The 13,888-nt window shown below is 36.7% G+C and carries 15 protein-coding genes and 1 riboswitch; of the genes, 2 read left to right on the top strand and 13 right to left on the bottom strand.

The window, feature by feature from the left end:
* Positions 1–165 precede the first annotated feature (165 nt).
* The 3 genes from IGJ90_RS06725 to IGJ90_RS06715 form a co-directional block, all read right to left on the bottom strand.
* The gene (locus IGJ90_RS06725) at positions 166–789 is read right to left on the bottom strand and encodes a LysM peptidoglycan-binding domain-containing protein (RefSeq protein WP_002357613.1); all 624 of its coding nucleotides are present in this window, start codon (positions 787–789) and stop codon (positions 166–168) included.
* 76 nt (positions 790–865) lie between these two features.
* Complete coding sequence (locus IGJ90_RS06720; protein ID WP_002397293.1) at positions 866–2,308, bottom strand: RecQ family ATP-dependent DNA helicase; 1,443 nt, start codon at positions 2,306–2,308, stop codon at positions 866–868.
* Positions 2,309–3,343 carry a helix-turn-helix domain-containing protein gene (locus IGJ90_RS06715; RefSeq protein WP_002366673.1) on the bottom strand — a complete coding sequence of 345 codons (1,035 nt, stop codon included), beginning with the start codon at positions 3,341–3,343 and terminating at the stop codon, positions 2,309–2,311.
* A 35-nt stretch (positions 3,344–3,378) separates the two neighbouring features.
* Here IGJ90_RS06715 and IGJ90_RS06710 point away from each other — a divergent pair, with 35 nt between their 5' ends.
* On the top strand, positions 3,379–3,597 hold the full coding sequence (locus IGJ90_RS06710) for a ferredoxin (protein ID WP_002357617.1): 219 nt from the start codon (positions 3,379–3,381) through the stop codon (positions 3,595–3,597).
* Between the two features lie 22 nt (positions 3,598–3,619).
* On the opposite strand, the gene IGJ90_RS06705 is transcribed toward IGJ90_RS06710, so the two are convergent.
* The 8 genes from IGJ90_RS06705 to IGJ90_RS06670 form a co-directional block, all read right to left on the bottom strand.
* Entirely contained in the window at positions 3,620–4,951 is a 1,332-nt protein-coding gene (locus tag IGJ90_RS06705) for a zinc ribbon domain-containing protein (protein ID WP_025187061.1), read from the bottom strand.
* A 255-nt stretch (positions 4,952–5,206) separates the two neighbouring features.
* The gene (locus IGJ90_RS06700; RefSeq protein WP_002382314.1) at positions 5,207–5,872 is read right to left on the bottom strand and encodes an ECF transporter S component; all 666 of its coding nucleotides are present in this window, start codon (positions 5,870–5,872) and stop codon (positions 5,207–5,209) included.
* 71 nt (positions 5,873–5,943) lie between these two features.
* Positions 5,944–6,063: riboswitch (FMN riboswitch) on the bottom strand.
* Positions 6,064–6,214: 151 nt separating this feature from the next.
* Positions 6,215–6,931 (bottom strand): pseudouridine synthase, encoded by a 717-nt coding sequence (locus IGJ90_RS06695; RefSeq protein WP_002357624.1) that lies wholly within the window; start codon positions 6,929–6,931, stop codon positions 6,215–6,217.
* A 3-nt stretch (positions 6,932–6,934) separates the two neighbouring features.
* Positions 6,935–7,540 (bottom strand): SMC-Scp complex subunit ScpB, encoded by a 606-nt coding sequence (gene scpB / locus IGJ90_RS06690; RefSeq protein ID WP_002357625.1) that lies wholly within the window; start codon positions 7,538–7,540, stop codon positions 6,935–6,937.
* On the bottom strand, positions 7,537–8,331 hold the full coding sequence (locus IGJ90_RS06685) for a segregation/condensation protein A (protein WP_002384532.1): 795 nt from the start codon (positions 8,329–8,331) through the stop codon (positions 7,537–7,539). Before IGJ90_RS06685 ends, scpB begins: the two co-directional genes overlap by 4 nt.
* Positions 8,332–8,395: 64 nt before the next feature.
* Positions 8,396–9,286, bottom strand: coding sequence for a site-specific tyrosine recombinase XerD (xerD, locus tag IGJ90_RS06680; protein WP_347495872.1), 891 nt, complete (start codon positions 9,284–9,286; stop codon positions 8,396–8,398).
* A 168-nt stretch (positions 9,287–9,454) separates the two neighbouring features.
* A complete protein-coding gene (locus IGJ90_RS06675; RefSeq protein ID WP_002357629.1) occupies positions 9,455–10,384 on the bottom strand; it encodes an alpha/beta hydrolase in 930 nt (309 codons plus the stop codon).
* 193 nt (positions 10,385–10,577) lie between these two features.
* Positions 10,578–11,669: a DUF871 domain-containing protein gene (locus IGJ90_RS06670; RefSeq protein WP_075582686.1), complete on the bottom strand. Its 1,092-nt coding sequence runs from the start codon at positions 11,667–11,669 to the stop codon at positions 10,578–10,580.
* Between the two features lie 181 nt (positions 11,670–11,850).
* Here IGJ90_RS06670 and IGJ90_RS06665 point away from each other — a divergent pair, with 181 nt between their 5' ends.
* Positions 11,851–12,600 (top strand): peptidylprolyl isomerase, encoded by a 750-nt coding sequence (locus tag IGJ90_RS06665; protein ID WP_002374887.1) that lies wholly within the window; start codon positions 11,851–11,853, stop codon positions 12,598–12,600.
* 44 nt (positions 12,601–12,644) lie between these two features.
* Here the strand turns inward: IGJ90_RS06665 and IGJ90_RS06660 are convergent, their stop codons facing one another.
* Positions 12,645–13,019, bottom strand: a complete 375-nt coding sequence (locus IGJ90_RS06660) for a YxeA family protein (RefSeq protein WP_002357632.1) — start codon at positions 13,017–13,019, stop codon at positions 12,645–12,647.
* A 142-nt stretch (positions 13,020–13,161) separates the two neighbouring features.
* Complete coding sequence (locus IGJ90_RS06655) at positions 13,162–13,707, bottom strand: TetR/AcrR family transcriptional regulator (protein ID WP_002377438.1); 546 nt, start codon at positions 13,705–13,707, stop codon at positions 13,162–13,164.
* Positions 13,708–13,888 lie beyond the last annotated feature (181 nt).

The following is a 13,888-nucleotide window of genomic DNA, read 5'->3' as shown; positions in this document are numbered from 1 at the left end:
AACTTGGATTTAAACTGATGACGAGTTTCTAACGAAAAAGCAATAAGCCGAAATCCCTCGAAAGACGCAAACCATCTTTCGGAAATTTCTGCTTATTGGCATTCTCATGTAATCATCCGTCGCGGTTTAGCCCTTGAAAGTGCTGTCCAAACCTCTTTTTCTGGATTATTTAATACGTAATGGTTGTCCCGGATAAAACACAGATGTATCAATCCCAGGATTTAACGCTAAAATTTGTTCTAATGTCATTCCGTTACGTTCGGCAACTTGACGTGCCCCTTCGCCACTTTGAACGGTATCATAAACAGGTTGTTGGTTCTGCGCTTGTTGCTGTTGTTGATTTTGAGCTTCTTGTTGTTGCTGCTCTTGTTGTTGCTGTTGCTGTTGTTGTGCTTGTTGGTCCTGTTGTTGCTGTGCAGCAGCATCTGAACTTGAAGGTGTTGTATTTTCAGCTGGTTGGCTGCTTGCTGGTTCTGAGCTTTCCACTGATTTTGACGTACTTTCTTTTTTCTTCTCTTTTGATGATGATTGGACTAATGAAGAAGATGGCTGGCTATTTTTGCTAGCACTTTCGTTAGGTTTCTTGTCTTGCATCATCCATAAGAAAGTCCCAATTGGAATGGCAATAATTAATAATAGCAAAATAACTAAAACAGTTAGAAATAATGAATTTCCTCGTTGCTGTTGGCGTTTTGCTAAACGAGAACCACCACCATTTTGATCAGGTTCATAAATTGATTGTTCCCATGGCTCACGAGCTTGGTTTTTCTTTTTGTCCTTTTTACTCACTGCTAATTTCCTCCTAAACTTCTCTCGCTTGTTATTATATCATAGCTTTTGCCAACTGCCGACTAAAAAAAATGAATTAATCACGTTCTTTAAATAATTTTAGAAATTTAGAACGCCAATCTTCTTCATTTTGATTGCTGGTCTTGTTCGATTTTACTATTGAATCTTGGTAAATGTCAAAGAATAACGCACAATTATCACAACAAGTTTCCGGTGATTGTTTGACAATCGATTCTTGAAAATAAGTTTGAATCAACGTTCTTCGACAGGTTGTGGTTTCAATATACGTCAGCATCCCTCTTAATTGCGCTTGACGATCTTTTTCTTTCTCCTCTAAACGATGCTCTAGCTCTTCAAAAGAATAATCCTTGGCTAAATAGCCTTGAACCCATTTTTGTTGTAACTCGGTGGCATTTTCTAACAAACCTGCTTGTTCTTCTCCTTCAATCAGCGATTTTAAGGTCGCTCGATTCGCTCTTGTCTCTTCTAAGAAAAACCGATGAATAAATTCATCCCCTTTTTTATACAATAATAGCGCCCAACTTTTTTGACCATCACGTCCAGCTCGCCCGATTTCTTGCAGGTAATTTTCTAAGCTATCAGGCAAATCAAAATGAATCACTCCACGAACATCAGGTTTGTCGATTCCCATCCCAAAAGCATTCGTTGCACAAAGAATATCGATTTGATTATCAATAAATTGTTCTTGCAAGCGACTACGTTCACTAGCCTCCAAGCCCCCATGATAATAGGCCACCTTAAAACTGGTTTTCGCCTGAATAAGTTGACTAATTTGTTCTGTTTTGTTGCGCGTGGCGCAATAGATAATGATTTTACCAGCCGTTTTAGATAAGTAATCTAGTAACACTTCTTCTTTTTCTGACGTTTCCTTCACGAACAAGCCAATATTTTTTCGATTCACTGAAGAAAGAACTTCTTGATAGCTACCATGAGAAAATAATTGTTTTATAATTGCGTGCTGTACAACGGGTGTCGCTGTGGCAGTTAACGCCAAGGTCAAAGGAAAGTCTAGCTGTTTTTGGACCAGATCTAATTTACTATATTCAGGACGAAAATCGACGCCCCACTGATAAACACAATGGGCTTCATCCACCACAAATAATGCAATTTTTTGGCGTTGTAACACACTAAGTACTTCTTGCTGCAAAAGCATTTCTGGGCTTAAAAACAGATAATCGTATTGGAACATTTTCGCTAAAATATAACGCTTTTCTGAATACTGTAACGTACTGTTTAAGGCAACCGCACCTTTAATTCCTTGTCTTTGTAATTGACGCACCTGATCTTCCATTAACGAAAGTAAAGGAGAAACAATTACCGTTAGTCCCTCTAACTTCTGGCCCACAAATTGATAACACAATGATTTACCGGTGCCTGTTGGCAAAACAGCCAATGTATTCATACCGTCAAGTAAGTTTGTAATCACTTCTTTTTGACCAGGCTTAAACGCTGCATAACCAAATCGAGTGAATAATTCTTGTTCTAATGTCAACAACACTCACTCCTTTTCTTGCCAAATTTGTTGGATTTGATATAAGCGGAAATCTAAATAAGAAAGCGTCGCTTCTTGCGCTCGCCAATCCCGATACACCCACAACCGCGGATCTTGTTCTGTTTGAGCCAAGTTTTGGAGTATTGCCTCCTTTTCAAGATAAACAGACGCCTGCAGCTGCCCTTGAATAGCCAACTCTAATAGATGGTCATGAATGGTACTCGGTTTTATTTTTCGCTGCTCAGCAATTTCCTGAAGCGTCTTGCCTTCCGTTAAAAATCGTTGGGTTTCTTGCATACTTTGGTTTAGATTTTTTTCTAGATACGGCCATACAAGCGTTTGTAAAGCAGGATAGTTTCCTCCGTACATTATCAACAGCAGTAAATGATGAACCGCTTGCGTGTGCCACAAACGCTGTTCAAGAGCTGTCTTATGGCTTGTTAATTGCTGAGGAACTTTGCCAGTTTGCTGATAACCAGAAAGTTGCGCAACCAAATAGTCGCTTTCTGCTTCAGGTAGTAACTCAAACCCTCGCAACAGTTCTTCTTTGATTGATTGAACGCGCTGCTCTTTCTTGTCTTGTTGTAACCATCGTTTCAAATATAGTTGCGGAATCGGTGTTGATAAAAGTGGAATATACTGTTTTTCCTCAAATGATAAATACGAAGTCACTTGCACGGCAAATTGAATGAGTTGCCAACTTTCTCGATCACTTCTGCCAAAACGATAAAGATCAATTGCAGGATAATCCAGCAACGAAAAATGGTGCTCCTTTAAAAATAGTTGCCCTTCTTTTGTTAGTTGAATTTCATTTGTCTCTTTGTGATACTGAATTTGTTTCGCCTTCGAAAGTTTTTCAAGAAATTGAAAATAGGCTTGTTCGGAAATCGTTGGCCACCAGCCAATGAATCGTAAACAATCATATAAAAAACCATAAATCAAAACAGAGCTAGTCCGTTTGCCTTTTAAAAGATGATACAAAGTTGATGCACGTACCTTGTATCCATGAGATAATAACGCTAAAATAAAAGTTGCTTCCATAGTAAACCTCTTTTAGATAGGATGTGTCACTGTTTATGCAATCACGTTTAGTTCCTGAAAAATGTATTGCTTGTGGACTTTGTCAAGTTTATGCGCCCAATATATTTGATTATGATGATCATGGGATTGTCCTTTTTAAAGACGAGCCGCATGCTCGACAACAATTTATTCCAGAAAACGAACGCGAGAATGTGTTAAAAGCGTACCGCAAATGTCCCACGCGTGCAATAGAAATAAGCAAAAATGAGTGCTAAATTATTTAGCACTCATTTTTGCTTAGAGTATTTTTTCGAGCCAAGCAAGTGTTTGCTCATCTATCGAAACAAACTGTAATTGTCCTTCTTTTAGCGGTTCTTTGACTAAATGAATTTGATCATTTAGGCCATTGATCCATTCATAACGAAGACCATTTTCTTTTGCTTTAGAATTTTTAGCTTCTAAATAATAATTGACATGGTAATTTTCTTTACCATCCAATTGTAGTGTATTAATGGTTACTTCAAAATCTGGTGAACCATCGGTCGATTTCTTTTCACGTAATCGTTCAAGTGCTTCTATAAAAGAAGGAAATTGAGGATTATTTTCCCCACCAACGAGATATTTTTTAGCAAATTCTGTACTATCCGTATGACTTTTCACTTGTTTGGCAAATGCTTGATAAAAGGTTTCTAGCGCTTTGCGGGCATCATAGTCGCTAGCTAACGGAAAATTCAATTGTAGCGTTGGATTATCGGAGAGCGCTTCGACAAAATCATTTTCACCAATCGTTTCTTTTGATGTTTGAATTTCTTCTCCATTAATCGTCTTTTTAAGTTGAATCGTCATCCCTTTGGACCAGAACAAAGGGCCAATCGTTTTGCTTCCATTCGTTAGCGTACCAACTTTCCGATCATTAATATAAATATCTGCGTCTGGCAGATTGCTTTCCACAACAAAATTCATTCGTTTAAAATCTAAAGGAATACTAGAAATATAATTTTCCTCTTCTAATAAACGATACTCTTCTGTGATAACAGGTTCACCGGTGCTATCTTTCACTGTGGCTGTAAAGGTATATTGTCCTGGCGCTAAGGGTCCCAATTCCTTTTGATAAGTGGTTGAGTCGGAAGTGCCCACTTCCCGCCCGTTCATTGCCAGCGTCACACCGCGCTGATTCGTCGTTAACTGAACAGAAACAGGCGTTAAAATGAATTGATAACGGTGAAAGAAAAATGCTGTTTGACTTGTTTCACGAATAGTTAAACCATGTAGCTTTTTATCCTTTAATAACGCTTTTTCTAATTTTTTTAGCTCAGTTGGATTTTTTTGATAATAAGTGATTAAGGGCTTAATGCTTTGCGGATTCACTTGAAATTCAGACTCGTTCGTCCTCATTTTTTTACTTAATTCTTGGGCATCACCATTCTCAATCGCTTCAATAAAATGAGAAATTTGTTGTTCCTTAGAAAAATAATGCGTCCCGAGAAAATAGCTACCCGCTCCAAGAACGATGAACACAAAAAGAAACACCCAGATCCAGCTTCTTTTTGATCTGAGAGGAGTAGATTCGTTCCCTTTATTCATTGATGGTTGTGCTTGGTTTTCCTCTTGATGCATTGATTCATTCATTAGCGGAGCGCCGCATTCTTCACAAAAGGACTCCGTATCACGATTCACGTGACGACAATTTTTACACTTTTTCACTCAGGAAAACTCCTCTTTCTTTGATGATTTCTATCATACCAAGGGAAAGTTAAAATTACAATGCAGATGGTTTAGTATTTTTTAACAGAATGATGACAGATTATGACAACCTCTTTTCTTTTAGGCGTAAATTTTAAAAACCCACTGTCAAACATTGTTCAACAGCAGGTTTTTTATCATTTATTTTGTTAACGGTGTTTTTTTCTGAATAGTATGTTGTTTTTTTGATAGCCATGGCAATAACTTCGCATGTAGTACTAGAAAAACACCACTGACTAAGAGGCCTTTAATAAGGTTGAATGGCACAATACCAATCGCCACATAGCTTGCTAAAGATGTTCCTAAAAATTGTTGTGTGGTCACACCATATAATTGTAAGTAAATGGGTGTAATGACAAAATAATTCGCAATACTCATGAAAATTGTCAAGGCTAAGATCCCACTTACTAAGCCCACTATCCGATTTGTACGGATATTTTTCTTTTTACCAAAGAAATAAAAAATTGGCAAGGTGAAGATACTACTTGCTAAAAAGCTAGCGAAATCTCCCACCATATTTTGCGGTGCTAGTCCGGTTAAGAACAGGTGTAGCAACGAACGAACAAAAGCAGTAATTACTCCTGCTAACGGTCCGTACAAGAACATTCCGAGTAAAATCGGAATATCACTAAAATCGATTTTCAAAAAACTAAACGCCGGCATAATCGGAAATGCCACAAATTGTAATACTGTACCGATTGCGGCCAACATTGCAATGCTGACCATTTTTTGTACCTTGTTGTTCATCTGAAATCCTCCAATTAAGGACCCATCTTCAACGAACTTTTTGATTCGCTTCTTTGTCATACAAAAAAACCCTATTTTTCTGCAGGGAAAAATAGAGTAGGATTATCTGATGAAAAAGCGTCTCAAATAAGCCCTATCTTCTTTATCCAGACTATACTGTCGGTATTGGAATTACACCAATTCAATCGTTAAAAACGAGTCGTGGACTATAACCACCGGTCGGGAATTACACCCTGCCCCTGAAGACGAACCTTGTATTATATTTTTTTACTTACTTAGTGTAACCGATTTGAACAATGAATGCAACTAACTAAGCTTTTTTATTAAATTTCATTGATTGTTTCATTTCTCAAAAAAAACAATCCCTCCGCCATAAGCGCGAAGAGATCGAGTCATTTTATCTTATTTAGCTTGATTTAATAATTGACTGATTTCTTTTTTAGTTAAATCACGATATTGTCCTGGTCGCAAACCTTGTAAGGTCAACTCACCATAACGTTCACGTTTTAATTTTTGAACAGGGAAACCAACAGCTTGAAACATTTTCTTCACTTGATGATTACGTCCTTCATGAATCGTTAATTCCACGACACTGCTACCTGTTTTAATATCCGCTGAAAGAATTTGAAAATTGGCTGGTGCTGTGCGTTTGCCATCAATGCGAATGCCTTTGGCTAATGGCAATAGATCCCGTTTGGTTGGTACACCTTTAATTTTTGCTACGTAGACTTTATCTACTTCATGTTTAGGATGGGTTAATTTTTGTGAAAAACTTCCATCATTCGTTAAAAGTAACAACCCAGAAGTATCATAATCCAGACGACCGACTGGATAAATTCGCTCAGTAACATCTGTAAAATAATCCGTTACTACTTTACGGCCTTTATCGTCAGACACCGCAGAAATAACCCCTCTTGGTTTATAGAATAAATAATAACCATATTCTTCTTGATAAATTGGTACACCATCAACTTCAACGGTATCTTGTTTACTTACTTGTGTTCCTAATTCTTTGACCACTTGGCCATTGACTTTTACGCGACCTTTGACAATTAATTCCTCTGCTTTGCGACGCGAAGTCACCCCAGCATGAGCAATTGCTTTTTGTAATCTTTCCATTGTTTAAGCTTCCTCGCCTTCTGTTGTTTCAGACATTGGGTTCGTTTCTTGATAACGATCAAAAAATAGATCCATTGGTAGTTCTTCTTCTAATTCATCTTCCATTTGTTGGATATCTGGTAATTCATCTAAACTTTTCAACCCAAAGTAATCCATAAAATACTTCGTTGTGCCATACAAAATTGCTCTACCAGGACCATCTACGCGGCCTTTTTCTTCTATCAACTGACGGGCAACTAACTTTTGGATAGAGCCAGAAGTCTGTACGCCACGAATTTCATCAATTTCAATACGCGAAATTGGTTGCTTATAAGCAATAATGGATAATGTTTCTAGCGCCGCTTGTGATAAGGCGTTCGACATAGGCGATTGCGCATATTTTTTTAGTAATGAGGCATATTTTTTCTTAGTTGTTAAGACAAAATGATTGCCGACTTCTAAAATATTCAACGCCGATTTATTGTCAGAAGCATAATGTTCTTTCAATTTCGTTAATTCTTCATAGGTTTTTGCTGTTGACTTCTCTAATAAGTACGCAAGCTCTTCCAAGCCAATTCCTTCTTCGCCAACCACAAATAAAATTGCTTCAATTTGACTAACTAATGTCACTGTGTTTCCTCCACCTCTGTTGTATCTTCCTGCTGGGTTTCTGTATTAAATAACAAAATTTCACTATAATTATTTTCTTGTTCAGCATAAATCACGCCCGTTTTCATTAATTCTAAAAGAGCCATGAACGTTGTCACAATTTCTTGTTTGGAATAAGAATCGAAGAAAGAATCAAACGACACTGCCTTCCCTTTCTGTACTTGACGCATACGTTCTGAAATAGCGGAGATTTTTTCTTCGATGGAAACATCGTCACTGGCAACAGTTGTTTCAACAGGCTGGCGATTTTTTTTCTTTTCTAACATGGAATGAAAGGCTAGAAATAAATCAATTGTATTGATTTGATTAGGCGGTAGTGTTGTATCTTCCTCTTTATAATCATCCATATCCATTGGTTCTTTTGTATAATAGAGTTTACGTTCTTCTTCTTTTTCATGTAAAACAGTCGCTGCATATTTAAATTTCCGATACTCCAATAACTGAGCTACTAAAGCTTCCCGTGGGTCTTCCTCTTCAAAAAAATCTTCATCATCAATGATTTCAAGCTCTTGTTTTGGAAGCAACATCTGACTTTTAATAGCCATTAAGGTGGCAGCCATGACTAGATATTCTCCAGCGACTTCTAACTCTAAGGTTTGCATCGCATGAATATAAGACATGTATTGTTCAGTTACTGCTGTAATGGGAATGTCATAGATATCGATTTCTAATTTTTGAATTAAATGTAGTAGAAGATCCAGTGGTCCTTCAAAGACATCTAGTTTTAAATTAATTTCTTGCAAAAACGACACCTACTTTCTTTTCTCGACTTCCTAGTTTACCATAAATTTATTCGTTTGTGGGCATTCTCGCAAATTAAGCCCGAGGAAAATGTTCCTTATAAACATCTGCCATTCGTTGTTTGGTAATATGTGTATAAATTTGTGTCGTGGAGATATCTGCATGTCCTAATAATTCTTGCACGATTCTAAGATCTGCGCCATTTTCCAACAAATGTGTCGCAAAGCTATGCCGTAATGTATGCGGCGTAATATTTTTCTCTATCTGGGCTTCTCGAACAATCTGTTTTAAATTTTTCCAAATGCCCTGTCTAGATAACGGTTCACCATGATGGTTAACGAATAGGTGTGTTTCATTCGGATGATTTTTAATCAATTGAGGTCTGGCTTCGTTCATATAGCGCTCAATCCATTGAATCGCATAATCGCCTAAAGGAATAATTCGTTCTTTGTCCCCTTTTCCGATTGTTTGCAATAAACCAATGGATAAATGCAGATCCCCTAATTTTATTTCAATTAGTTCACTAACTCGCAGGCCCGTTGCATACATCACTTCTAAAATAGCACGATTCCGCATACCTAGTGGTTTACTTGTATCAGGCGTTTCAATTAATCGAGTCACCTCGTCAACAGATAATGTACTTGGCAATTTTTGAACTTTCTTGGGGGAGTCAATATGTTGCATCGGATTATGTTCGCTAAAGCGTTCTTGACGTAAAAATTGATGAAATCCTCTCAAACTAGAAATCATCCGAATCACACTTGCTGAAGCTTGCTGTTCTTCGTGAAGGGATTGCAAAAATTCTGTAATCATGTAACGGTCAACTTCGTCCCAAGAATGCAGGCCTTGTTCTTGTAAAAAGGCTACGTATTTTTTTAAATCTCGTTCGTAACTCCGTCGTGTGTTATTTGATAAGCCCCGCTCTATTTGTAAATAGTGTAAATAATCGACTAATTGTTCTTCCATTATCCTTCCCTCATTTCTAGTACTATCCTATCAGATTATGCCCTAGATTGCATGGGTAAATTCCAACTTATTAAAAAAAATCAACTGACAACAAAAGACTTGTTCACTAAGTCGTTAACTTAAGAACAAGTCTTTTGTTTTTGCTACTATTAGTAAAGAATAAATTTGTTATTTTATATATTTATCTAGAAAAGCAGCTACTGTTTCCTTATATTTTTCTGGGTTTTTATTATAAGCTTTCGCATGCTCTGCTCCAGGCACGACGTATTTCTCTTTAGGTCCTTGGGTTGCATTATAAACTTCGTCTAACATACTAAACGGCACAAACGTATCATTTTCACCATGAATAAAGAGCATTGGTAAATGATTCTTTTGCAATTGCTTAACAGCGCTTGCTTCCCCAAAGAAATAGCCAGCTCTAAGTTTCGTAATCCCGCTAGTAACATTAACTAATGGGAAACTTGGTAAATTGAAAAGCTCTTTCAATTGATATTGCAACTCCTGATTGACTGTAGAATAGCCACAATCTTCCACAATGGCTTTCACGTTATCTGGTAATTTTTCCCCGCTCGTCATCATGACTGTAGCAGCACCCATACTGACACCGTATAAAGTGATTTGTTCTTGCTGACCATTTTCGGTTAAAACTTTCTCAATCCATTGGACATAATCTTTACGATCGGGCCAGCCGAAACCAATATAATCTCCTTGACTTTTCCCGTGACCACGCGCATCTGGCGCTAACACATTGTAGCCCCAATCATGATACATTTTCGCAAAGACAGACATCGTTTCTGCCGAACCCATATAACCATGCGCCATAATAACGGTACGATTACTTTTTTTGTCGGCTGGTAAATAAATGGCCTTTAGACGTAGCCCATCTTCCGAAGTAATTGACCATTCTTGTCGATTTTTGTCATCTTTAAACCACGCGCCTTCAGGTGTCTGGACCACTTTTGACCCTGGGGTATTCTCATTTATAAAGTCTTTCTTTCCTGGAACTACTGCATAATTATAAAAATATAAGCCTGCCGCAATTAAACCAATTGCAATTACTACAATAAGCGCAATCAAAATTTTTAACCATCGATTCATCTACGTACTCCTTTTATTTAAACTGTATGATTCATTATAAGTTGTCGCCCTTTTTTTGACAACTACCATTCAAAGATTTAGCCATCTTTCTTTACCACTAAAATGAGACAATTTTGTTGCGACAAAAAAGCATAGCACAAAAATGTTACCTTTTGCGCTATGCTCCACTTATCTATTTATAGGAAACTAAAAATTATTTATTTTCAATAAGTTTAAAATTTGACCATGGTTTCAAAAATTCTAATAAGAAACGTTCGTCATCAGAAATACGACCAACCACATTTACACGGCCATCATTTTTCATTTCTTTTAAAGCAATTTGTGTTTCCCCTTTGTATTGTCCATAGCCAACGTTGTCAATCAAGACATCGCCTCGAACAATATCTCTCGTTGTATGAGCTGGGAAAGGACGATCTTTATAGTAAACACGTGTCATTGTTGAACGCAAAACGTAATCAGAACGATCTCCACGATAACTGTGTAAGTTATCGAACAATGCAATTCTTTCATCTTCTGTGATTTCTGGTTCTGTATCCACTTTGATCGAAGGATACGGTGCATGAAAGGCTTCTGCCATTGCTGCTAATTCTGCTTCTGAGGCATAAGCATTTCCGACAGAAATATCATCGATTAATCCTGTTAAAACTAAATGCTTAACTTGCGTTGCAATTTCTAAATCGCGGTGATCTTCCAAAGAACATAACCCATCTTGTGTCGGCCATGGCCCAAATGTAGCATCGTGTGAGTTCACAAACGCCATCGTATTTAAATTATATTTTCTAAATTTTTCTGAACAATAAACAAAATGCTCATAGCCTAAGCCGGTATAGCGATGTGGATAGAAATTATGTGAGCCTAGTAAATTTTCTGTGTTTGGTGAGTAGGCCATAATATTATCTACATAACTTGTCCCTGAACTCATATTAATTTCAATTTTAATGCCATAAGGGTTTCTTGTCATATTCGCCTCTTCTTGCCCAGTAAAACCAAGATCTAAACGAATGCCGTAAGCGCCCATATCATGGAAAAATGATAAATCATCATAAGAGATGCCTAATTGTTCAAACAATGCAGGATTAATATCGACCATCACTTCCATGCCTAATTGGTTGGCGTAATCTACGACTTTTTTAAACTCTGCTAATACCTTTTCCCGATCATCATTGATTTGCAATAAACTAGTAAAGACACGCTTAAAGCCGTATTTATGAGCCAAATCCAAATATGCTTTGTCCTTTTCAAATGTTGAACGTTCTGGATAAATTGAAATACCTAATTTTCCCATGTGATTGCCTCCTAAATTGTAAAACATAATAATGTATCTGCTTACATTGTAACAAAAAAAACAAAAGTGGTCTACACCTTTCCTATAGGAAATCTTATAAAAATTCCACTGGTTTGTTATCTTCTCTTTTGTTATGATAAAAAAGAACCTAATTGTCAGTGTGAAAGGAAGAGGAAAACAGATGAAACATAAGAAAATGCTTGCTGTTGCTTCAGTTGCAGCATTCACCTTGCTTTTAGCAGGCTGTAACACAACCAATAATAAAGGCACGACCGCAACGAGTGATTCTGTCGCTAAATCCAGTGAAAGCAAAACAAAGGATTCGGTCGACTTAAATTCACTAGATTTACCACAACTAGATGACAAAGTTGCCGAAGATCAAGACTTAGTCCAAATGGTTACTTCAATGGGAAATATTGAAATCAAACTATTTCCTAAACAGGCTCCAAAAACTGTCGAGAACTTTATGAAACATGCCAAAGATGGCTATTATGATGGCTTGACTTTCCACCGCGTCATCAATAACTTTATGATCCAAGGTGGCGATCCTAGCGGTGATGGAACTGGCGGAAACAGCATCTGGAATAAACCATTTGAAGATGAATTTTCAAACCAGTTATATAACATTCGTGGCGCGTTATCAATGGCGAATGCAGGACCTAATACTAACGGCAGTCAGTTCTTTATTGTCCAAAATACAGATGATCAATCTGATGGTCTTTTATATGATGATTATCCAAAAGCAATCATTGATGCTTACAAAAAAGGCGGCTATCCTTCTCTTGATAAAAAACATACTGTTTTCGGTCAAGTAACCAAAGGAATGGATATTGTCGATAAAATTGCCAAAGTCGAAGTTGGTGCCAACGATAAACCAAAAACTGATGTTAAAATTGAAAAAATCAATATTCTTCAAGAAGCAAAAAAATAACAAAAAGTCAGAACGTACGCTGAAGATACGTTCTGACTTTTTTGTTATTTTTGAATCGCTTGTAATGCCTTTTCTGGTACTTGGTCTTGATTGACCTCTTCATAGGTATTGATATGGGCCCCTTTATTTGAGACTTTTAGATAATGATCTGTTTTTAATTCATGGTCCGCTGTGAAAGTTATTTCTCGTGTTTTGCCTTCCTCATCTGCGGCTACTTGCGTATAACTAGCAATTCCATAGCCATTAACGCTATCGGCTTTCTTTGTTTTAACATACACATTTCCTTCTTTAACCAATGGATTTAATTGATCTAACACACCAGCTAATTCGCCAGAGTTCTTCTCTGCGTAAAACTTGGCCCCAAATAAACCACCACCAATAACAATTGCTGTCACCACTAAAAATTTAATAAATTTCATCACATAAATCCTCCCGAGTAATTATTCTCTGTTACTTCTTCCAAAGTATAGCAAGTTTTAAACAATCCTTCCTCGGGCGCAACGACCAGTTTTTTCTCAGACTTATGTCGTATTTTTGTTATTTTGAATAAATAACAAAACACTACTCTTCTATCAATAATTGACTTAATAATTGAATTTCTTGATTCTTAGTTAAGTCAATTGTTTTCATTGTAACCGCTGTGGCTAAACCTAAATAGATTACCACCATTTTAGGAAATAATTCGACAAATTTTCCTTTGTCCATTTGTACATATTTTTTATCCAATAATAAACGCTCTTCAAAAAAAGTTTGAAGCATTTGCTGCAATTCTTCTTCATAACCATGTGCTTTCATAAATAACGCCGTATAGATTTTTTGATGTTTTTGGGCAAATAATATAAAGTTCAGACCCAATGCAATCACTGGGTCTGAGGTACCGACATCTGCTTTGTAAAATAATTGCATACGATGAAATAACGATTTAATTAAGGTTCGTTTTAAATCGTCCATGTTGACAAATTCTAAATAAATTGGCTGTGTAGAAATCCCCATAGCATCTGCAATATTTCTAGCAGTTAAATTAGAAAAACCTTTATCTACTAAAATTTTTTCAGCTACGTTTAAGATTTTTTCCTTTGTATATACCTTCGTTCTAACCATTTTCATACCCCTTTTCTCTTTTAGTTAACAATAACTTTATTATGTTCACACAAAAGAAAACCATTTTCATTATATATATAATATTTTACACTTTTTTATGCGTTTCTTTTCTCAAAATTTTCTATACATTTCAAAAAAATTGAGAATTTTCATCACCTATAAACAAATAGTGTCCAGAACAAAAGGT

It is taken from the genome of Enterococcus sp. AZ129, from assembly GCF_051714505.1.
GTDB classification, from domain to species: Bacteria; Bacillota; Bacilli; order Lactobacillales; family Enterococcaceae; genus Enterococcus; species Enterococcus faecalis.
The sequence above is the reverse complement of the archived record's forward strand: the minus strand, read 5'-3'. Positions and strand labels throughout refer to the sequence as shown.